Raw genomic sequence first — 22,488 nt, 5'->3', positions numbered from 1 at the left:
GCGGGCCGAGGCCGTCGTGCCGACTGTGTCCTGAATCACTAGAGGGAGGGACGAGGACGCCTTGAGCACCGCCTCGACAGCAGGTCGCGTCGGTGCGCGTGCGCTCAGGCGGCGAAGAGGTCGAACGTGGAGGCGCCGCGCGGGCCGGCCAGGATGTCGAGCTGGGGAGCCGTGGTGAGCATCGCCTGGTACAGCCGCTGGAGTTGCGGGGCGGGCTCGACGCCGAGCTCCTCGCGCAGCCGGCCGCACAGCCCGCGGTACGCACCCAGAGCGGCGGCCTGCCGTCCGGAGCGGTACTGCGCCAGGATGAACTGCGCGTGCAGCCCCTCGTGCAGCGGGTGATGCATCGTCAACTGGCGCAGCTCACCCAGCAGTTCGGCGTGCCGACCGAGACGCAGGTCGGCGTCGATGCGGCGCTCGGTGGTGACCAGCCGGCTCTCCTCGAGCCGTACGACCTCGATGTCGAGGACGGGTCCGAGACGCACGTCCACCAGGGCGGCACCGTCCCACAGATCGAGGGCCGCGCGGAACCGGTCGGAGGCGAGGGCGGCGTCACCGGCCTCGAAGGCGTTGCGTCCCTCCGCCACCAGCCGCTCGTACTCGTGCACGTCGATGCAGTCCGAGGGGATCTGCAGCACGTAGCCGCCGTGCCGGGTGGCCAGGATGTCCTTGGCGTTTCCGGGGACGTCCGGGCCCATGGCGGTGCCGAGGCGGCGGCGCAGCTGGAGGATGTAGGTCTGGAGCGTGGTGAGCGAGCTCAGCGGCGGCTCGACCCCCCATATCTCCTCCATGAGGGTCTGCACCGGCACGACACGTCCTCGGTAGAGGGCCAGCAGGGAAAGCAGCTGACGCGGCTTGCCGGCCGTGGGAACGATCGATCCGCCGTTGACTTCCGCCCTCAGCGGTCCCAGTACCTGAATCTTCATGTTCTCCCCCGGTGTCGGCGAGATGCACTCCATGGGCACACACGCTTGGTTCTTTGCACGCTAGCGGGACACAGAGTGTGCACGCTTGATTCTCCAGTTCTTCTCCAGCGGTTATGGACGGCTGAATTCGCTGCTCGCAGATTGGCGTGGTACGGCTCGTGAATTGCTGGAGTGCGGCCCTGAATTCGCTGGAGAAAGCAAACGCGGGGCGGTCACCGGTAGGCCGGTGTCGCGGCGACGGCCGCCGGCGCGGGCAGGGCGACGCGGTGCGGTGCCGTCCGTGCCCACGGAAATCCGCGGTGCAGGTGCATCACGGGATCCGTGAAGGGGTCGGTCTGGATGACCACGGCGGCCAGGACGTCGGGCGCGGGCTCGAGTTCGACGAACGTCCACTGCCCGTACCGGTCGTCGGCGGGCGGCTCGAATCCGAGCACACCGCGGTCCTCGGCCAGCGTGAAGGAGAACGAGTCGAACGGCAGCCCGAGTCCGAGCCCGCGCGCTTTCGCGTAGGCCTCTTTCAGAGTCCACAGCCGCATCGTCCTGCGGTCGCGCGCCGCTCCGGTGGCCGCTTCGGCCACCCAGTGCCGCTCCCGTGCCGCGAAGGTCTGCAGGATCGTGTGGAAGGAGCGCGGGTCCCGGTCGAGCCGCTCCACGTCGACGCCGATGGTGTGCGCGCGGGTCACGCCCAGCAGGTTGCAGCCACTGGCGTGCGACAGGTTGAAGTCCAGTTGCCGTCCGCCGCGCAGGAGTCCGCCCGCCGGCACGCGCAGGAAGGGCCGGCCGCGCGAGGAACGCCAGAAGTGCAGTTCGTCCTCGGCGAGGCCGGTCTCCAGCGCCAGTACGCGGCGCACCAGGGTGTGGGCGACCAGGTACTGGCGCCGGTCGCGTTCGAAGAGGAAGGCCTGTGCCGTCCGTTTCTCCTCCTCGTCGAACCAGTGGGCGGCGAGCAGGGCCGCGTGGTCCGGCGGCAGGTCGTCGTTGGCGCAGAACCACAGCTGGACGGGGCGGTCCGGGTCCTCGCTCCGGCCGATGTCCGTGATCACGTCGGTGGCTCCACGTCCGCTTCCGTGTCGCGGCCCAGCCACAGCGGCCGGGGCAGCAGGGCGGAGCGGGGCGGCACGGAGCGCGGCCCGGGTTCGCGGCCGTCGGCGGTCTCCGCCGTCCGCGTCACGTCGACGCCGCCGGCCCACAGTCCGGCGAGCTGTTCCAGGCGTCCGGCTCGCCACAGCGCGGACAGGTAAGCGCGGGTCTCGGGCGCCTCGTCGAGGAGCAGCGGATCGGCCGGTGCGGTCCGCAGGTCCGCCACCCGCAGGCGCCGGCCCGCGCGGTCACCGGGCGCCCCGGCGGCGAAGTCCCCCAGCAGTTCGGCCAGTTCCCGGTGGCTGCGAGCGGTGACGGCGAGGCGGCAGGGCAGCGCGGCGCGGCCGGTGCGCAGGGCGTGGGCGAGAGCGGGCAGATCCGCTGCCCGGCCGGCACCGAGCCAGTCGGCCAGGCGGCGGGCGGTGGCGGCGAGGTGGCCGGGGGTGGGTGCCGACAGCAGGATCAGCTCGGGGGCGGCACCCCGGTCCTCACCGTGCTCCACCGGCGGCCGCCCGGTGAAGGGGTCCGTCTCCGTCTTCGGGCGGGCGGGCGGCTGCGCCGGACCTGCCTCGACGACGACACAGGCCCGGGTGCCGGCCTCGCTTCCGGCGGTGATCACGGCCCGGTGCGGTACCGAGGCGTCCCGGCCGGCCTCTTCGCCGAGCCGCAGCACCGCCCGGGTGAGGGCGGCGACCCCGGTGGCCGCTCCGGCCCGGCCGGTGGTGCGTGCCGCGCTGTCGGGTGTCTCCAGCACGGTGACCGTGTCCGCGTCGATCGCGGCGGCTGCCAGGGCGCGGCGCACCAGGCGGTCTTCGCCGGGGCTGCGGGTCTGCCCGCCGGGTCCGGCGTGGCCGGGCTGTTCCGTGCGGTGGGCGGGCCCGGTGTTCCCGGCGCGGCCGGTGCGGCCCACGGCGCTGGAGCGGATGACGGCGTGGACGGTGTCGCCGTCCGCCCGTGCCCGGTCCAGTGGCTTGAGGAGCAGGGCGCCCACGCCTTCTCCGGCTCCGGGGAACTGGCGGGAGGGGTGCAGCCGCAGCTCCACAGCACCGACGAGCGCGGCGGCGCATTCGCCGGACTCCAGCGCGCCGATCGCCTGGTGCAGGGCGACGAGGAAGGACGAGTCGGCGGTGTCCACCGACCAGTTGGGGCCCCGCAGGTCGAGCAGCGCGGAGAGCGGGTGCGCCACGCTCCCGTGGCCGCTGCGGGGCATGGCCCGGTGGCCGTCGGCCCACAGCTCCGCGGCCAGCAGGGCGTAGTCGCAGGAGCTCACCGCCGTGTACACGCCGACACTGCGCGATTCGCCGTCGGCGCCGACCAGGGCGTCGAGGCGGGCTCCGGTGTAGCCCGCGTCCTCCATCACCTGCCAGGCGACTTCGAGGAAGAGGCGTTCCTGGGGGTCGGTGAGGGCGGCTTCCCTGGCGGTCAGCCGGAAGAAGTCGGGGTCGAAGTCGGCGACCCGGTCGAGGTAGTGGCCGGTGCGGCCGTGTTCGTCGATCAGGCGGCCGGGCGGCGGGGTGGCGGGTGCGTCCGGTCCGGTGCGCAGCAGACGCCGCAAGGCGTCGAGGTCACCGGCGTGCGGATAGCGTCCGGCGATGCCGATGACGGCGCAGCCCGCGGGCGGGGTGCGGGGGGCTGCGGGTTCGGGCCGGGCGGTGAGGGGGACGGGCGGCGGGGGCGGGCCGGCTCCTTCGGTGAGGAGCTCGACGGCCTGTTGCCTGCCGAGGGTGCCGTCCTTGAACCGAGTCAGGATCTCCCTGTTGTCCATACGCATGTGCGGCAGGCGCTTCAGGCCCTGTCCGCGGCGAGCAGAGCGACGGCCTCGTCGACGCTCAGCCGGTCGTCGCGGACGGCGTCGAGCAGGGTGTCGAGACCGGCACGGGGCCCGGCCGCGCGGCCCGGGCCGGGCGCGGCCGGGGTCCTCGCCGAGGTGCGGGCGACGACATGGGTGGCCATGGCGGCGGGGGTGGGGTGGTCGTAGAGGGTGAAGGCTTCCTCTTTGAGGCCGTACCGGGTGTTGATGGCGTCCACGAATTCGGCTCCGAGGATGGAGTCGAGGCCCAGGACGTGGAAGGTGGCCTTCTCGTCGATCTCCCACGGGTCGCAGCGCAGGATCGCGCCGAGCATCTCGCGCAGTGTGTCGAGAACGAGCGGCACGTCACCGCCGGGTGCCGACTGGGCCGGGTTCGGGTTGTTGAACACGATGGCTTCTCTCCAAGTCACGTGCTGGCCGCGGCGGAAGCATGGGCGAGGCCGTGTCGAATCCGTACGGCGATGGCTGATGGGTCCGGTTCACCCGGTCAGGGAGGGCACGGAAGCGGCGGGGGCGTCCGGCGCCGCCATGAGGATGGAGCGCTGCAACCTGCGTACGTGCGCGGAGGGTTCGATCCCCAGATCGCGGACGAGGGTGGCGCGCAGGCGCTGGTAGGCGTGCAGGGCCTCGCCACGCCGTCCGGAGCGGTACAGCGCGAGCATGAACTGGGCGTGCAGGTTCTCGTGCGTGCCGTACCGGTTCACCAGCACCGTCAGTTCCGACAGCAGTTCACGGTGCCGGCCGAGCCGCAGCTCCGCCTCGAAGCACTGCTCCAGCGCGCACAGGCGTGACTCCTCCAGTCGCCATGCCTCCGACTGCAGTTGTGCGCCCGTGCGGACGTCGGCGAAGGCCTCGCCCGACCAGAGGCCGAGGGCCTGCCGCAGCAGCGTGGACGCCTCGGTGAAGTCGCCCGCGTCCATGGCGCGGTAGCCGCGCCCGGCCAGCAGCTCGAACTCCCGGACGTCGCAGGCTCCTTCGCCGCCCACCAGGCGGTAGCCGCCGGGCAGCGTCATCAGGACGTCCTTCGCTCCGGTGTCCTGGGGCTCCTGCTCGTCCGTCGCCGGCCGCGAGGCCAGAGCGGCGGCGATCAGCTCCCGCAGCTGCAGCACGTAGGTCTGCAGCGTCGTGCGGGCGCTGCGGGGCGGGCAGCTTCCCCACAGCTCCTCGGTCAGCACCTCCACCGGCACCAGCCGGTTGACGCGCGAGGCGAGCATCGCCAGTACCTGCCGCGGTTTGGGTGCCGTGGGTGTGATCGACACACCCCGCACCTTCACCTCCAGAGCCCCCAAGACCCCGATGTCCACAACTCTCTCCCCTGTTTGTTGTGCAACCTCTCGCCGAAGTAAAAAACAGTACGATCGGTTTGTCAATGCACGGAGTGTGCCGGTGAACCCGACCTAATCGGGCAAATCGACCACTCTTTCGGCCCGATCAGGGGGCATCCTTGCTGATGCGAGGCCAAAAAGAGAACGCGATGACTTTTTTTGCCTCGATCGGGGACGGCCAGCCCGCCCCGGGGGGCGCGGCGCCGTCCCGGGGATCACACCGCCGGCTCGCACGCGACGGGCGGGCAGCCGACGGCATGCAGGGCGGCCGCCGTCTCCGGCGAGGCGACGCGCGGCAGGATCAGCCGCCAGAAGCGGACGACGACATCCGGCTTCAGCCAGGCCCGGTCCCGCACGCTGAGCGCCTCGAATCCCACGGTCGCCGCCACCACGGCCGTCGCGACGTCGGCACCGCGGATGCCCGCGCCGAGCTCCTGCGCCCGCTCGGCCTCGTCCAGGATCTGCTCGACCCAGCGCCGCCACCGCTCGCGCAGGTCCTCTCCGAGGTCGGGGCTGGAGAGGTCCAGAGTGAGGACGAACCCCGCCTGAACCACCGCGTCCCGGTCGATCCGGTCCACCAGGCGGTAGGTGGACCCGACGAGCCGCGCCAGGGCTCCGCGCCCGCCGTCACCGGGCGCGGAGCCGGTGTCCGCGCACACCTCGTCACGCAGGATGGCGGCGGCCTCCGCCACGACCGCCCGGGCCAGGTCCTGCTTGCCGGCGAAGTGGTGGTGCAGGCCGCCGTAGCTGACCCCGGCCCGTTTGCTGATCCTGCTGAGCGACACCGGCTCGTAGCCCCCGCGGGCGAACTCCTCGCCGGCGGCTCGGACCAACGTCTGCCGAGTGTGCGCCGCTCGTTCCTGCTTCACCATCGAGAAGTCTCCTGATCGCGGGACAGCCGCCCGGCACGACAGTCCGCACACAGGGGACCGCGAGCGGACATGCTTCGTAGGATCAGTAAACCATCATGACGGTTTATTACGGGAGCCCTCCGCACCGAAAATGCCAAGGTGGGCCCAGGCGGCAGCCAGAATCAGTGCGCTGTCCAGGGGCTCTTCACGACATCGAGACCCCGGCAGAAACAGTCAAGATTGTCTGTTTTTGCTTCGCGTCCAGGACATACGGATGCCCCGACGGTCCGTCACTGAGGACGGGACCGCCGGGGCTCCTGCTCCGCCGCCCGGCTTACAACGGGGGATGGTCAGCCGGTCTTGCGACGGAAGATTTTCTTCTGCGGCACCGGGCCGCTCACACCCTTGGCCTGCAGGCCCCTGTCGCCGTGAGCCTCCCCGGACCGCTGCCGGCGCTGCTTGCGCTCGAGCACTTCCTTGAACTGAAGCTTCACGTCGGTGTCTGCTGCATTGCGCTTGGTCACGTCAGCCATACGTCGCTCCTGGGTCGAGAGGAATGGAGTCGAGCGGAACCACCGCTCGAAAAGCGCTTGAGTCTCACTTGAGAATCACCTGACACCCCCTCGAATAAAGCAGTGACGATCCGCGCGAAATGCGCGTTCCAGCCACCGCACCCGGTACCTGTCGGCCAGGGAAGTCCGTTTCACCGCGCCGCCCTCGAGAGCGAGTCGAGTGATACCGGAACCACCCCTTCATAACTCGTGCAGACACCCCATACTCATGGGGCGTCATTGCGGTGCAACCTCTTCCCGCTTACAGTGTACCGTACTCCCCTTACGTAGTAAGTCAAAGCTTTTGGAAGGGAGCCTCCATGACTGAGGCCTCTGAGCCGCGGACGGCTGCGGAGACGCAGGATCCGGCCGCGGGGCCCGCCCCCCACCCGCAGCGCTGGCTGATCCTGAGCACCCTCTGCCTCGCCGTGATGCTGGTGCTGCTGGACAACACGGTGCTGACCGTGGCGATCCCGTCGATGACGGAATCACTCAACGCCTCGACCTCGGCGATCCAGTGGGTGATGAACGGCTACACGCTGGCGGTGGGCGGCCTGCTCATGACGACGGGCTCCCTGGCCGACCGGATCGGGCGCCGCAAGGCGCTCCTGATCGGCGTGGCGCTGTTCACCATCTGTTCCGGTGTGGCCTCGATGGCCGACAGCCCGGCACAGTTGATCGCGGGACGGGTCGGCATGGGTGTGGGCGCCGCGCTGCTGATGCCCAGCACCCTGGCCGTGCTCATGCAGGTGTTCGACGAGAAGGAGCGGCCGAAGGCCATCGGCGTGTGGACCGGTGTGGCCGCGGCCGCCGTGGCCCTCGGGCCTGTGCTCGGCGGCTTCATGCTCGACCACTTCTGGTGGGGTTCGGTCCTGCTGATCAACGTGCCGGTCGGGCTCGCCGCGCTGATCTCGATGATCATCCTGATCCCCGAGTCGCGCGACCCGCAGGTCCGCCGGACCGATGTCCCCGGTGTGGCACTGTCCATCCTGATGAGCGTCGGCCTGGTGTACGCGATCATCTCCGTGCCGGAGCACGGCTGGAGCTCCCCGCAGACGCTGATCCCCTTCGCGGTCGGCGCGGCGGCGCTGATCTCCTTCACGTACTGGGAGCGCCGCTGCGAGGAACCCATGCTCGACGTGGCCCTCTTCAGGAACCCCGCGTTCAGCGGAGCCGTCGGCAGTACGGCGCTGACCTATCTCGCGCTCTCCGGCTCGCTGTTCCTGTTCACCCAGTACCTGCAGTTCGTCCTGGACTACAGCCCGCTGGAGGCCGGCCTCGGCGTCGTGCCCATGGCGCTCGCGCTCATGGTGATGACGCCGTTCGGCCCGAAGATCGCGGAGAAGATCGGCACTCCCGCCACGATGGCCACGGGTCTGGCCGTGATGGGTGCCGGTCTGGTGACACTGAGCTTCCTGGGCGAGGGTTCCGGCTACCTCCTGGCCCTGGCCGGACTGGCCGTGATGGGCGCGGGCGCCGGCATCGCCATGCCGACGGCGTCGACCGCCATGGTGAGCGCGATTCCGGTGGAACGCGCCGGGGTGGCCGGCGGGCTCAACTCCACGATGCAGGAGTTCGGCAGTGCCTGTGGTGTGGCCGTGATGGGCAGCCTCGCCGCCGGGCTGTTCGCCTCGCGTCTGCCGGACGCCATTCCTGACGAGGCGACGCACTCCATCGGGCAGGCCCTGGGCGTCGCCGCCGCCGGCGAGGACCCGTCACAGCTCGTCGAGCAGGTGAGGGACGCGTTCGTCTCCGGCTTCTCGGTGAGCATGCGCATCGGTGCCGCGGCCGCCGTCGCCGCCGGTTTGGTGGCCTGGGCGCTGCTGCGCAGGAACTCGGTCCCGCCCGAGGAGGCCGCGACGCAGTCCGCCGAGGCCACGGCGCAGGCGCCCGCTCCAGGGGCCGAAAAGACGCCGGACACCACGGGCGTATCTTGATCCCATGTCCCGCAACCTTCCCGAACCGCGCCTGGACAGCATCTGGCTGTCCAGGCCGGCCCGGCGGCCGCCCAGCGGTCAGAATCCCCTGAGCCGTGATCAGATCGTCGCGGCGGCTGTCCGTCTGCTCGACCGGGAAGGCCTCGGTGCCCTCTCCATGCGGCGCCTCGCCGCCGAGCTCGGTGTCGCGGCGATGTCCTTGTACTGGCACGTCCCCACCAAGGACGCGGTGCTCGAATTCGCCCTCGACGAGGCGTTCGGCGAGCTCGACCTGACGCCCAAGCCGGACGCCGACTGGGGTGAGCAGATCGAGCACATCTCCCAGGACCTGCGCCGCATCATCCGTGAACACCCCTGGACCAGCCAGCTGGCCGGCAGCTTCGCACTGGTCGGCCCGAATTCGCTGGCGCTGCACGAGCAGCTGACCGTGCTCGTCGAAGCGGGCGGGTTCGGCCCGCCCGATGCCTACCGGGCGGCGGGCACCCTGGTGAACTTCGTCCTCGGATTCGCGGCGGACGAGGTGAAGTGGATCCTGAAGATGCGCGAGACGGAGCTGCAGCCGGACGACATCAAGGAGATCTGGCTGTCTCCGGTGCTCGAACTCGTCGGCGACGCCTATCCGCGCATGCGGGCCAACCTGGAGGCCGGGGAGTCCCGGGCCTGGGACGACCACTTCGAGTTCGGCCTGAGTTGCATGATCGCCGGCATGCGCGCCAAAGGAACCAAGGAAAACTGAGAATCGCTCGAAAAGCGATTGATTTCTTTTCGAGCGATTCTTGAGCTCGCACCTCCGGCCAGAACAACATTGACGGCGGAGCGGGTCTGCTGTCACACTGTTCGAACAGGCGTGGTGTGCCATAATTCAAAACACACCCCCGAATACTCATAGAATTTCTTCAAGAGCCGTATCGCCCGTTGGCGATACGGCTCTCTTGCGTTTCCAGTACCCGCCGTAGGGAAAAGTGACGGAGTCGAGTCGAATGACGGATGTGAACAGGCCCGGGAACGATGACCGCCTGCGTCGCGCGATGGCCGCGGTGCTGCAGCTTCAGCAGCGCAACGCCGAGCTGGAGGAACAGCGCACCGAACCGATCGCGATCGTGTCGATGGCCTGTCGTTTCCCCGGCGGGATCGCCAACCCCGAGGAGTACTGGGACCTGCTGAACGAGGGACGGGACGCCATCGGCGGTTTCCCCGCCCGATGGGACGCCCTGGACCTGTACGACCCGACACCGCAGACCCCCGGCAAGTCCTACGCCCGTGAGGGCGGATTCATCGACGACGTCGAAGGCTTCGACGCGGACTTCTTCGGCGTCCCTCCGCGTGAGGCGCAGTCGATGGACCCGCAGCAGCGGATCGTGCTGGAGACCGTGTGGGAGGCCCTGGAGCGGGCCGGAATGCGCCCGGAGTCGCTGAGCGGCAGCCGGACGGGCGTCTACCTCGGCGCCATGCGCTCGGACTACGCGGACGACCAGACCGGCTTCGACTACCTGGACGGCTACCAGGGCACCGGTGTCTCCAGCAGCGTCATCTCCGGCCGTGTCTCCTACGTCCTGGGACTCCAGGGCCCCGCCGTGACCATAGACACGGCCTGCTCGTCCTCTCTCGTCGCCCTGCATTCCGCGGTGGGCGCGCTGCGCAACGGCGAGTGCGACACCGCCCTCGCCGGCGGGGTCACCGTCATGAGCACGCCTGTGCTGTTCGTGGAGTCCAGCCAGTTCAAGGGCATGGCCGCCGACGGCCGCTGCAAGAGCTTCTCCGCCGACGCCGACGGCGCGGGCTGGTCGGAGGGCGCGGGCATGCTGGTCCTGAAGCGCCTCTCCGACGCCCAGCGCGACGGCGACCGCGTGCTGGCCGTCATCCGGGGCAGCGCCGTCAACCAGGACGGCCGCAGCCAGGGCCTGACCGTTCCCCACGGGCCCTCGCAGCAGCGTGTGGTGCGCGAGGCCCTCGCGACGGCACGCCTCACGCCGGACGACATCGACGCCATCGAGGCCCACGGCACCGGCACGACCCTCGGCGACCCCATCGAGGCCGGCGCCCTCGCCGAGGTCTTCGGACCCACCCGCGCCCAGGACCACCCCCTCTACCTGGGCTCCTCCAAGTCCAACATCGGCCACTCGCAGGCGGCGGCCGGTGTCGCGGGCGTCATGAAGATGGTGCTGGCGCTCCAGCACGAGACCCTGCCGAAGACCCTGCACGCCGACGAGCCGAGCCCCCACATCCAGTGGGACGGTTCCGGCCTGGAGCTGCTGCGGGAGGCCCTGCCCTGGGAGCGCGGCGAGCGGACCCGGCGGGCCGGCATCTCCTCGTTCGGCATCAGCGGCACCAATGCGCATGTAGTGATCGAGGAGGCGCCCGCCGCCGAGACGGCCGAGACCGCTGAGGCTCCTCGGCTTCCGGTGCCGATCGTGGTGTCGGGCCGCAACGAGGCCGCACTGCGGGAACAGGCAGGGCGCTGGGCGGACTGGCTGGAGAACCACGACGAGGTGCCGCTGGTGGATGTGGCCGCCACGGCTGCGCTGCACCGTACGCACTTCGACTCCCGGGCTGCGGTGCTCGCGGAGTCGGTGGAACAGGCCGTTGAGACGCTGCGAGCGATCGCCGAAGGCCAGCCCCATGAGCAGGTCGTGACCGGCACGGCCCAGCCGCGGGGAAAGACGGTGTTCGTCTATCCCGGGCAGGGCAGCCAGTGGATCGGCATGGGCCGCGAACTGCTCGCCCAGTCGCCCGTCTTCGCCGAAACGATCGACGCCTGCGACACCGCTTTGAAGCCGTTCACCGGCTGGTCTGTACGCGAAGTCCTCACCGGCGAGGGTGGAGACCACCCGCCGCACGACCGGGTCGATGTCATCCAGCCCGCACTCTTCGCCATGGGCGTGGCCCTGTCCGCCCTCTGGCGCTCCCACGGCATCAACCCCGACGCCGTCATCGGCCACTCCCAAGGCGAAGTCGTCGCCGCCGTCGTCGCCGGCGCACTCACCCTGGAACACGGCGCGCAGATCGTCGCCCAGCGCTCCCAGGCGGTCCTGGCCTGCTCAGGCAGTGGCGGCATGGCCCTCATCGAGCGCCCCCAGGCCGAAGTCGAAAAGTTCATCGCACCCTACGGCGAAGCCCTCTCCATCGCGGCCATCAACACCTCAACCTCAACGGTCATCTCCGGCGAAGCCAACGCCATCACCGAGATCGTCACCCGCCTCACCGAAGACGGCGTCTACGCCCGCAAGGTCAACGTCGACTACGCCTCCCACCACGCCCACATGGACCCCCTCCTGCCCGACCTCGCGGCAGGCTTCACCAACATCACCCCCACCACCACCCAGACCGCCTTCTACTCCACCGTCACCGGCCAGCCCACCGACGGCACCGAACTGGACGGCACCTACTGGTGCCGCAACCTGCGCGAAACCGTCCGCTTCGACCAAGCCCTCACCCACCTCCTCGCCGACCACCACACCACCTACATCGAAATCAGCGCCCACCCGGTGCTCTCGATGCCCCTCACCAACGCCGCCACCGAACACAACGGCATCGTCGTCGGCACCCTCGCCCGCAACCACGGCAGCCACACTCAACTGCTGCGCAACCTCGCCCTGCTCCACGTCCAGGGACACACCACCGACTGGACCAAAACCCTCCCCACCGGCAGCCCCACCCCCCTGCCCACCTACCCCTTCCAGCACGAGCGTTTCTGGCCGGACGACCTCGACGGCGGTGCCGACGTCAGGGCCGCCGGGCTCGGGGCGGCGGGGCATCCGCTGCTCAAGGCCGGGGTGGATCTGCCGGGCTCCGGTGGCGTGCTGCTGACCGGGCGGCTCGCTCGCGGCAGCCAGCGCTGGCTCGTCGACCACCAGGTGATGGGATCGGTGCTGCTGCCCGGCACCGCGTTCGTGGAGCTGGCCCTGCGGGCCGGTGACCATGTCGGGTGCGGGCTCCTGGAGGAACTCACGCTGCAGGCGCCGTTGCAGCTGCCCGAGCGCGGCGGCGTGCAGGTGCAGGTCGTCGTGGGCGAGGTCGACGAGAGCGGCCGCCGGGCCGTGAAGGTCTTCTCCCGGCCCGAGGACGCCGACCCGTCGGAGCAGTGGGCGCACAACGCCGACGGCACCCTGGCCCGTGAGCTGCCGGAGCCGGCGTTCGAGTCGGTCCAGTGGCCTCCGGCGGGGGCCGAGCCTGTCACGGTGGAGGGCTTCTACGAGGCTGCGGCACGGGGCGGGCTGGAGTACGGGCCCGCGTTCCAGGGGCTGTCGGCGGTGTGGCGGAAGGGCGACGAGGTATACGCCGAGGTCGAGTTGCCGGCCGAACAGCACACCGAGGCAGCTCGGTTCGGTGTGCATCCGGCGCTGCTCGACGCCGCCCTGCACGCGGCCGGGTTCGGTCCGCTGACGGCGGAGGAGGGCCGGCCGTGGCTGCCGTTCGCCTGGTCGGGAGTGGCGCTGCACGCGGTGGGTGCCACCTCGGTGCGGGCGAAGATCTCGCCGGTGGGCGCCGGGTCGGTGCGGGTGGAGCTGGCCGACCGGTCGGGCAACCCCGTCGCCTCGGTCGATTCGCTGGTGGCCCGTCAGGTGACGGCGGGGCAGCTCGCCGACGTCGCCCAGCGCGGTTCGGGGTCGCTGTACCGCCTCGACTGGTCGCCCGTGCCCGCCGCCGACGTTCTCGGCGGGGCGCGGTGCGCGGTGGTGGGGCAGGGCGCCGAGGATGTCGCCGTGTCGCTGCGGGCCGCGGGCTGGGAGTGCGCGGTGTACCAGGACGTGGCCGCTCTCGCCGAGCGGGCGCAGGAGGCGGGTGGCCTGCCGGAGGCCGTCTTCGCGCCCTTCCTGCCCGGCGCGGAGGCCGAGTTGGGTGCCGATGTCGTGCACGCGAAGGTCGTCGAGGCGCTGGAGTTGGTGCGCGGCTGGGCGGCGGACGAGCGGTTCGCCTCGTCCCGGCTGGTGCTCCTGACCCGTGGCGCGGTGGCCGTCGGGTCCGGGCCGCGGGATCTGGCCGGTGCCGCGGTGTGGGGTCTGGTGCGGTCCGCGCAGTCCGAGCACCCCGGCCGGTTCGGTCTGGTCGACCTGGACCCCGCTGTCGGTCCCGAGCGTGCGGAGGAGTCCTGGCGGGCCCTGGAGAGCGCACCGCTCGGTACGCAGGAGCAGTTGGCGCTGCGCGGCGGTGACCGGCTCACGCCGCTGCTGGCCGCGGTGCCCCGCGAGCCGCTGACGCCGCCCGCCGGTGAGGCCGTGTGGCAGCTCGCCCCGGGCAAGGGAGGCCTGGCCGATCTGTCGCTGGTGCCGTTCCCGCAGGCCTGCGAGCCGCTGGCGGCCGGGCAGGTGCGGATCTCGGTGCGGGCCGCGGGCCTGAACTTCCGGGACGTGCTGATCGCGCTGGGTACGTACCCCGACGAGGGGCACATCGGCAGCGAGGCTGCCGGTGTGGTCCTGGAGGTCGCCCCGGACGTGACCGGGCTGGCGCCCGGTGACCGTGTTCTCGGCATGGTGGACCGGTCGTTCGGGCCGGTGGCCGTCGCCGACGCGCGGATGGTCGTGCCGATGCCGCGGGGCTGGTCGTTCGAGCAGGCCGCCGCCGTGCCGATCGCCTACCTCACGGCGTACTACGGGCTGGTCGACCTCGCCGGGCTGCGGGCCGGGGAGAAGGTGCTCGTGCACGCCGCGGCGGGCGGTGTGGGCACCGCGGCCGTGCGGATCGCCCGGCACCTGGGCGCCGAGGTCTACGGCACCGCGTCGCCCGGCAAGCACGCCGTGCTGCGCGCCGCGGGCTTCGACGACGCGCACCTGGCGTCCTCGCGGGACCTGGACTTCGAAGGGGAGTTCCTGCGTGCCACGGACGGCGAGGGCATGGACGTCGTCCTGGACTCGCTGGCCGGTGACTTCGTGGACGCGTCGCTGCGGCTGCTGCCGCGCGGCGGCCGGTTCATCGAGATGGGCAAGAGCGACATCCGTTCGGCCGACGAGGTGGCGCGGGACCTGCCCGGTGTCTCCTACCGCGCGTTCGACCTGATCGAGGCGGGCCCGCAGCGGCTCGGCGAGATGCTCGCCGAGGTGGTGGGGCTCCTGGCGGACGGCGGGCTGGAGCAGCTGCCGGTGCGGGCGCTGAGTCTGCTCCGGGCGCCCGAGGCGTTCCGGCTGCTGGCGCAGGCGCAGCAGATCGGCAAGATCGTGCTGACCGTGCCCCGCGCGCTCGACCCCGACGGCACGGTGCTGCTCACCGGCGCCACCGGCGCGATCGGCACCCTGGTGGCCCGTCACCTGGTGACCCGGCACGGTGTCAGGCACCTTCTCCTGGCCAGCCGCAGCGGCATGGACGCGGCCGGTGCGCCGGAGCTGCTCGCCGAACTGGCCGCGCTCGGCGCCGAGGTGAACCTGGTGGCCTGCGACACGGCCGACCGGGACAGCCTGGCGGCGCTGCTCGCCGGGGTCGACCCGGCGCACCCGCTGACCGGGGTGGTGCACTCGGCCGGTGTGCTCGACGACTGTGTGCTGGACGCCCTCACCCCCGAGCGGGTCACCCGGGTGCTGCGGCCGAAGGTGGACGCGGCGTGGAACCTGCACGAGCTGACCCGGGACGCGGACCTCGCGGCCTTCGTGCTGTTCTCCTCGATGGCGGGCACCGTGGGCTCCGCGGGCCAGGCCAACTACGCGGCGGCCAACGTCTTCCTGGACGCCCTCGCCCAGCACCGCGTGGCGTCGGGGCTGCCCGGCCACTCGCTGGCCTGGGGCCCGTGGGATCTCCGGGACAGCAGCACGATGATGGCCGACGTCGGCGACAGCGATCTCGCCCGGATCGCCCGGACGGGTCTGGTGCTGCTGCCCGCCCAGGACGGCCTGGGGCTGTTCGACGCGGCCCTCGCCTCGACCGAGGCCGCGACCGTGCCGGTGCAGTGGGACTTCCGGCAGCTCAAGGCCCGTGCCGCCGCCGGTGACCTGCCGCCGGTGCTGCGACGTCTGGGCGGCACGGTGCGCCGTACCGCCGCGGGCGCTGCCGTCGCGGCCGGTGACTCGGCGCTGCGCGGCCGGCTCGCGGCGCTGTCCGCCACCGACGCGGAGCGGACCCTGGCCGGCCTGGTGTGCGAGCACGCCGCGGCGGTGCTCGGGCACACCGGTGCCCAGGCGGTCCGCGACGACTCGGTGTTCAAGGTGCTCGGGTTCGACTCGCTGACGGCGGTCGACCTGCGCAACCGGCTGAGCGTGGTCACGGGCCTGAATCTGCCCGCCACCCTGGTCTTCGACTATCCGACGCCGCAGGTCCTCGCCCGGCACCTGGCCGAGGAACTCCTCGGTGGCCGTGCCGAGGCGCCGGCCGCGGTGCCGGCGGCGGTCGCGGACGACGACGACCCGGTCGTGATCGTCGGCATGGCCTGCCGCTACCCGGGCGGCATCAGCGACCCGGACGGTCTGTGGGACCTGGTCGCCGAGGGCCGCGACGGCATCGCCGCGTTCCCCACGGACCGGGGATGGACGGCCGGCGACGGCGCCGACTACACCCGTCAGGGCGGGTTCCTGGCGGGGGCCGCGGAGTTCGACCCGGCGTTCTTCGGGATCAGCGCCCGCGAGGCGCTGGCGATGGACCCGCAGCAGCGCCTGCTGCTGGAGACGACCTGGGAGACCCTGGAACGGGCCGGGATCGAGCCGGGCGCGCTGCGCGGCACGTCCGTCGGCGTGTTCGTCGGCGGTGCGTCGACGGGCTACGGCACGGAGGCGGACCTGGCGCGGGCCGGCGTCGAGGGGCACATGATGACCGGCGTCTCCAGCAGTGTGATGTCCGGTCGCCTCGCCTACGTCTTCGGGCTGGAGGGCCCGGCGGTGACGGTGGACACGGCGTGCTCGTCGTCGCTGGTCGCGCTGCATCTGGCGGCGCAGGCGGTGCGCTCCGGCGAATGCTCGCTGGCGCTCGTGGGCGGTGTGCAGGTGATGGTGACGCCGTCGGTGTTCGACGAGTTCGACAAGCAGAAGGGGCTGGCGCCGAACGCCCGCTGCAAGCCGTACGCGGACGCCGCCGACGGCACCGGGTTCTCCGAGGGCGTCGGCATGCTGCTCGTGGAACGCCTGTCGCAGGCGCGGGCCCAGGGGCATCCCGTGCTCGCCGTGGTGCGCGGCACGGCCGTCAACTCCGACGGCGCGTCCAACGGCCTGACCGCCCCCAACGGGCCCTCGCAGCAGCGGGTGATCCGGCAGGCCCTCGCGGGTGCCGGGCTCACACCGGGCGATGTGGACGTCGTCGAGGGCCATGGGACGGGCACCCGGCTGGGCGACCCGATCGAGGCGCAGGCACTGCTCGCCACCTACGGCCGGGACCGGCCGGAGGACAGGCCCCTGTACCTGGGTTCCATCAAGTCCAACATCGGTCACACGCAGTCGGCCGCCGGTGTCGCGGGCATCATCAAGATGGTGCAGGCCATGCGGCACGGGGTGCTGCCGAAGACCCTGCACGTCGACCGGCCGACCTCGCACGTCGACTGGTCGTCGGGCGCGATCCGGCTGCTCACCGAGGCGCTGCCGTGGGAGAGCGAGGACCGTCCGCGGCGGGCCGCGGTGTCCTCGTTCGGGGTGAGCGGCACCAACGCGCACGTGCTGCTGGAACAGGCACCGCCCGCGCCCGAGCCCGCCCCGGAGACGACGGCCCCGTGCGGCGTCCTGCCGTGGGTGCTGTCGGCCCGCTCGGCCGACGCGCTGCGGGCGCAGGCCGAGCGGCTCCTCGGGCACGTGGACACGCACGAGGAGGTGTCGGCGGCCCGGGTCGCGGGCGCCCTGGCCGTGGGCCGCGGCGCCTTCGAGCACCGGGCGGTCGTGATCGGCGCGGGCCGCGGGGAGCTGCGCGAGCGGCTCGCGGCGCTGGCGGCGGGGGAACCCGTGCCGGGGGTCGTGCAGGGCACCGCGACCGTGCCGGACCGGACCGTGTTCGTCTTCTCCGGGCAGGGCAGCCAGTGGCATGCCATGGGCCGGGAGATGCTGGAGCGCAGCCCGGCGTTCGAGGAGACCGTCGCCGCCTGCGACGCGGCCTTCGCGCCGATGATCGGCTGGTCCGTACGGGAACTGCTGCGCGGTGAACTGCCCGCCGCCGACTACCCGCTGGAGCGCATCGACATCGCGCAGCCGGCGCTGTTCACGATGTTCGTGTCGCTGGCGGCGGTCTGGCGTGAGCTGGGCGTGGAGCCGGACGCGGTGGTCGGGCACAGCCAGGGCGAGGTCGCCGCGGCCGTGGTCGCGGGGGCGCTCACCCTCCAGGAGGGGGCCCGCATCATCGCGCTGCGCAGCCGCGCGCTGCACCGCGGCGGGGGCGGCGGCGAGATGGCGTTCGTCGAACTGCCGCTGGCCGAGCTGCGGGAGCGCATCGCGGGCTACGGCGAGCGCATCGCCGTGGCCGCCGTGAACACCCCGCGCTCGGTGACGGTGTCCGGCGACACCGACGCGATCGTCGACCTGCTGATCGAGCTCGACGACGACGACATCGTCTGCGGCCGGCTGAACGCCTCGTGCGCCTCGCACAGCCGTCACATGGACCCGCTGCTGCCCGAGCTGCAGGCGCAGCTGTCCGAGCTGGCGCCGCGCGACACCTCGGTCGCGTTCTACTCGGCGGTGACCGGCGCGCCGATCGCCACCAGCGGTCTGGACGCGGCCTACTGGAGCCGCAACCTGCGCGAGACCGTGCGGTTCGAGGAGGCCACGCGGGCGCTGCTCGCCGACGGATACGGGCTGTTCCTCGAGGTGTCCCCGCACCCGGCCCTGATCATGGGCGTGCAGGACACGGTTCAGGATGCCGGGGCGGACGCCGTCGCGGTGGGGACGCTGCGGCGTGGTGAGGGCGGACCGGAGCGGTTCGTGCTGTCGCTGGCGGAGGCGTACGCCGCGGGCGTCCGCGTCGACTGGACCGCGCTGCTGCCGGCCGCCGAACACACCGAGTTGCCCACCTACCCGTTCCAGCGGCAGCGGTACTGGCTGCCGCCGAAGCCGGCGGTGCGGGACGCGGGCGCCGTCGGCCTGGGTGCCCTCGGCCACCCGCTGCTCGCCGCCGAGGTGACGTCGCCGCGCTCCGGGTCGGTGGTGCTCACCGGCAGGCTGTCGACGGCCGCGCAGCCCTGGCTGGGCGAGAGGCGGATGCACGGGCGGACGGTGCTGCCGGACGCCGCGTTCGTGGAGCTGGTCGCCCAGGCCGGGGACAGGGCCGGCCTCGACCGGATCGAGGATCTCGCGCTGCACGAGCCGCTGGTGCTCCCCGAGGGCGCGGGCGGAGCGGGCGACGGGGTGCATCTGCACGTGGTCGTGGGCGAGGAGTCCGCGTCCGGCGGCCGTCCGGTCGACGTGTACTCCCGCGCCGAGGGCGCGGCCGAGGACGCGTGGGTCCACCACGCCTCCGGGACGCTGGGCCGGGCGGCGGCAGCGCCCTCCTTCGATCTGGCGGCCTGGCCGCCCCCGAAGGCGCAGCCCGTCGCCGTGGACGAGTGGTACGAGGCGTCGGCGGCCGGCGGCCTGGAGCTCGGCCCGGTGCTGCGGTCCGTGCGGGCCGCCTGGCGGCGCGGCGACGAGCTGTTCGCCGAGGCCGAGCTGGCGCAGGACCTGCACGCGGACGCCGGTGCGTTCGTGCTGCATCCGGTGCTGCTGGAAGCGGCGCTGCACCCGCTGTGGCACCAGGAGGCCGCCGCCGACGGACGGCCGCGCGGTGTCGCCCGGGTGCGCGGTGCCGAACTGCACGCGCGGGGCGCCACGACGGTCCGGGTGCGGATCGCGCCCGCGGCGGGCGCGGCTGAGGTCGCCGTCGAGGTGGCCGACGCGTCGGGCCGCCCGGTCGCCTCGATCGCGGTGTTGGAGTCCCGGGAGATCTCCGCGGGCAAGCTCGCCGACGGTGCTTCGCGCGGAGGCGCGCTGCACCGGCTGGACTGGACGGCCGTGCCGACGGCCCCGGCCGGATCGCCGGTGGAGTGCGCGGTCGTGGGCTCCGCGGCCGGGCCGGTGACATCCGCGCTGGACGGCGCGGGCTGGTCGGTGCGGCAGTGTGCCGGTCCGGAGGCGCTCGCGGGGGCGGACGACGACGTCCCGCCGGTGGTGTTCGTGCCGGTGGAGGCGGACGCCTCGGCCGAACCGACCGCCGAGACACGGCGGGTGACGGCGTCGGTCCTCGCCACGCTCCAGGGGTGGCTGGCCGGGAAGCGGTTCGCCGCGTCCCGTCTGGTCGTCGTCACCCGGGGCGCGGTCGACGCCGGCGCGGGTGCCCCGGACCCGGCCACGGCTGCCGTGTGGGGTCTGGTGCGGTCGGCGCAGACGGAGCATCCGGGCCGTTTCGCGCTGCTGGACCTGCCCGGTGACGGGGACGCCCGGCCGTTGCCGGCCGGTGTGCCGTTCGACACGGAGACCCAGTTCGCGCTGCGGGCGGGCGAAGTGCTCGTGCCCCGGCTCGCGGTGGCGGCCGAGGCCGTGGCGGAACCCGCCGAGGGCGGTCGTCCGCTCGCGTCGGAGGGCACGGTGCTCGTCACCGGCGGCACCGGAACGCTGGGCGCGCTGGTGGCCCGGCACCTGGTGACCGCGCACGGCGTGCGGCACCTGGTGCTGACCAGCCGCCGGGGCCCCGACGCGCCCGCCGCGCTGCGGCTGGGCGCCGATCTGACGGAACTCGGCGCCGACGTACGGGTCGTGGCCTGCGACGTGGCGGACCGGGCGGCGGTCGCGGACCTGCTGAACGGCATCGACGCGGCGCACCCGCTGACGGGTGTGGTGCACCTGGCGGGCGCCCTGGACGACACCGTCGTGGAATCGCTGACGCCGGAGCGCCTCGACGCCGTGCTGCGGCCGAAGGTGGACGGCGCCTGGCATCTGCACGAGCTGACCCGCGCGTTGCCGCTGGCGGCGTTCGTGCTGTTCTCGTCCATGGCGGGCACGCTCGGAGCGGCCGGCCAGGCCAACTACGCGGCGGCGAACGTGTTCCTGGACGCCCTCGCCGCGCACCGGCGTGCCCAGGGGCTGCCCGCGCACGCGCTGGGCTGGGGCTTCTGGGAGGAGGCCAGTGATCTGACCGCGCAGCTGGGCGAACGGGATCTGGCCCGGATGGCGAAGGCCGGCATCCTCCCGCTCGCCTCCGAGCAGGGGCTGGCGCTGCTGGACGCGGCGCTCACCCGGCCGGAGGCGGCGCTGCTGCCCACCCGGTGGGAGCCGCGCCGTCTGCGGGAGCTGGCGGCGGCCGGTGCGCTGCCGCCGGTGCTGCGGGGGCTGGCCGGGACGGTGGTACGCCGTACCGCCGCGTCGGCGCCTGCCGGTGCCGCGGGTTCGGCGCTGCTGGAACGGCTCGCCGGGCTCGCCCGGAAGGAGGCGACGGCCGTGCTGGCGGATCTGGTCCGCTCGCACGCGACGGCCGTGCTCGGCGCGCAGTCCGCGGCGGCGGTCGAGGAGAACCGGGCGTTCAAGGACGTCGGCTTCGACTCGCTGACCTCGGTGGAGCTGCGCAACCGGCTGGCGGCGGCGACGGGTCTGACGCTGCCGTCGACGCTCGTCTTCGACCATCCGACGCCGGCCGTACTCGCCGCTCACCTGTACACCGAGGTGACCGGCGTGCGGTCCCGGGCCGCCGCCCCGGTGGTGGCCGCCGTCGCGGACGACAGCGACCCGGTCGTGATCGTCGGCATGGCCTGCCGCTACCCGGGTGGCATCACCGACCCGGACGGCCTGTGGAACCTGGTCGCCGAGGGCCGTGACGCCATCGGCGGCATGCCCGAGGACCGCGGCTGGGACCTGGAGAACCTCTACGACCCGGACCCGGCCAACCCGGGCACCTCGTACACGCGTGAGGGCGGTTTCCTGTACGGCGCCGCGGAGTTCGACCCGGCGTTCTTCGGGATCAGCCCGCGTGAGGCGCTGGCGATGGACCCGCAGCAGCGGCTGCTGCTGGAGACGGCGTGGGAGACCCTGGAGCAGAGCGGGATCGACCCGGCGTCCCTGCGGGGCAGCCGTACCGGCGTGTTCGTCGGCAGCATCAGCCAGGACTACGTGTCCGGGGTGGCGAAGGCCTCGGACGAGGTGCAGGGCCATCTGATGACGGGCAACACCAGCAGCGTCGTCTCCGGCCGGGTGTCGTACACCCTCGGTTTCGAGGGCCCGGCGGTGACGGTCGACACGGCGTGCTCGTCGTCGCTGGTCGCGCTGCATCTGGCGGCGCAGGCCGTGCGCTCCGGCGAGTGCTCACTGGCGCTCGCGGGCGGTGTGACGGTGATGGCAACGCCGGCCACGTTCATCGGGTTCTCCCGGCAGCGGGGCCTCGCGCCGGACGCACGCTGCAAGGCGTTCGCGGACACGGCCGACGGCACCGGGTTCTCCGAGGGCGTGGGCATGCTGCTCGTGGAGCGGCTGTCGGACGCCCGCCGGCTCGGGCACGACGTGCTCGCGGTGGTGCGCGGTACGGCGGTCAACCAGGACGGCGCGTCCAACGGTCTGACCGCTCCGAACGGGCCCTCGCAGCAGCGGGTCATCCAGCAGGCCCTGGCGGGCGCCGGGCTGACGCCGCGTGATGTGGACGTCGTCGAGGCGCACGGCACGGGCACCCGGCTCGGTGATCCGATCGAGGCGCAGGCGCTGCTGGCGACCTACGGCCAGGACCGGCCGGAGGACCGGCCGCTGTATCTGGGTTCGATCAAGTCCAACATCGGTCACACGCAGGCGGCGGCCGGTGTCGCGGGTGTCATCAAGATGGTGCAGGCCATGCGGCACGGTGTGCTGCCGAAGACCCTGCACGTCGAGCGGCCCACGACGGAGGTCGACTGGTCGGCGGGGCAGGTGGCCCTGCTGACGGAGGCCAGGGAGTGGTCGGACACCGGGCGTGCGCGGCGCGCCGCGGTGTCGTCGTTCGGCATCAGCGGTACGAACGCGCACGTGGTGCTGGAGCAGACTCCGGCGGAGGACGAGTCACCGGACGAGCCGGGGACGCCGCTTCCGGTGATCCCCTGGACGGTGTCGGGCAAGACGGCGGCCGCGCTGCGGGACCAGGCAGCCCGCCTGGCCGCCCACGTCCGCGCCCACCCCGACACCGACCCCCA

The 22,488-nt window shown here is 72.6% G+C and carries 10 protein-coding genes; 3 read left to right on the top strand and 7 right to left on the bottom strand.

Annotated features, from left to right (window positions below):
- Positions 1-104: 104 nt before the first annotated feature.
- The 7 genes from ACIRG6_RS36505 to ACIRG6_RS36475 all read right to left on the bottom strand — a co-directional run bounded on the left by ACIRG6_RS36505 (position 105) and on the right by ACIRG6_RS36475 (position 6,525).
- On the bottom strand, positions 105-926 hold the full coding sequence (locus tag ACIRG6_RS36505; RefSeq protein ID WP_403326212.1) for an AfsR/SARP family transcriptional regulator: 822 nt from the start codon (positions 924-926) through the stop codon (positions 105-107).
- A gap of 212 nt (positions 927-1,138) precedes the next feature.
- Positions 1,139-1,969 (bottom strand): 4'-phosphopantetheinyl transferase family protein, encoded by an 831-nt coding sequence (locus tag ACIRG6_RS36500; protein ID WP_364686071.1) that lies wholly within the window; start codon positions 1,967-1,969, stop codon positions 1,139-1,141.
- On the bottom strand, positions 1,966-3,777 hold the full coding sequence (locus ACIRG6_RS36495) for a beta-ketoacyl [acyl carrier protein] synthase domain-containing protein (protein WP_403326209.1): 1,812 nt from the start codon (positions 3,775-3,777) through the stop codon (positions 1,966-1,968). The genes ACIRG6_RS36500 and ACIRG6_RS36495 overlap by 4 nt, the downstream gene beginning before the upstream one ends.
- A gap of 14 nt (positions 3,778-3,791) precedes the next feature.
- Positions 3,792-4,205: an acyl carrier protein gene (locus tag ACIRG6_RS36490; protein WP_403326206.1), complete on the bottom strand. Its 414-nt coding sequence runs from the start codon at positions 4,203-4,205 to the stop codon at positions 3,792-3,794.
- A gap of 90 nt (positions 4,206-4,295) precedes the next feature.
- Positions 4,296-5,120, bottom strand: coding sequence for an AfsR/SARP family transcriptional regulator (locus tag ACIRG6_RS36485; protein ID WP_364825295.1), 825 nt, complete (start codon positions 5,118-5,120; stop codon positions 4,296-4,298).
- 236 nt (positions 5,121-5,356) lie between these two features.
- The gene (locus ACIRG6_RS36480) at positions 5,357-6,013 is read right to left on the bottom strand and encodes a helix-turn-helix domain-containing protein (RefSeq protein ID WP_364686059.1); all 657 of its coding nucleotides are present in this window, start codon (positions 6,011-6,013) and stop codon (positions 5,357-5,359) included.
- 329 nt (positions 6,014-6,342) lie between these two features.
- Positions 6,343-6,525, bottom strand: a complete 183-nt coding sequence (locus ACIRG6_RS36475) for a DUF5302 domain-containing protein (protein ID WP_364686056.1) — start codon at positions 6,523-6,525, stop codon at positions 6,343-6,345.
- A gap of 338 nt (positions 6,526-6,863) precedes the next feature.
- Here ACIRG6_RS36475 and ACIRG6_RS36470 point away from each other — a divergent pair, with 338 nt between their 5' ends.
- The 3 genes from ACIRG6_RS36470 to ACIRG6_RS36460 all read left to right on the top strand — a co-directional run.
- Positions 6,864-8,480, top strand: coding sequence for an MFS transporter (locus ACIRG6_RS36470; RefSeq protein ID WP_403326201.1), 1,617 nt, complete (start codon positions 6,864-6,866; stop codon positions 8,478-8,480).
- 4 nt (positions 8,481-8,484) lie between these two features.
- Positions 8,485-9,216 carry a TetR/AcrR family transcriptional regulator gene (locus tag ACIRG6_RS36465; RefSeq protein ID WP_364686050.1) on the top strand — a complete coding sequence of 244 codons (732 nt, stop codon included), beginning with the start codon at positions 8,485-8,487 and terminating at the stop codon, positions 9,214-9,216.
- A gap of 244 nt (positions 9,217-9,460) precedes the next feature.
- A partial coding sequence (locus tag ACIRG6_RS36460; protein WP_450152420.1) for an SDR family NAD(P)-dependent oxidoreductase occupies positions 9,461-22,488 on the top strand: 13,028 nt, incomplete at its 3' end.

It is taken from the genome of Streptomyces flaveolus, from assembly GCF_044765825.1.
Classification (GTDB): Bacteria; Actinomycetota; Actinomycetes; order Streptomycetales; family Streptomycetaceae; genus Streptomyces; species Streptomyces flaveolus.
This window is presented reverse-complemented; position numbering and strand designations above follow the sequence as displayed.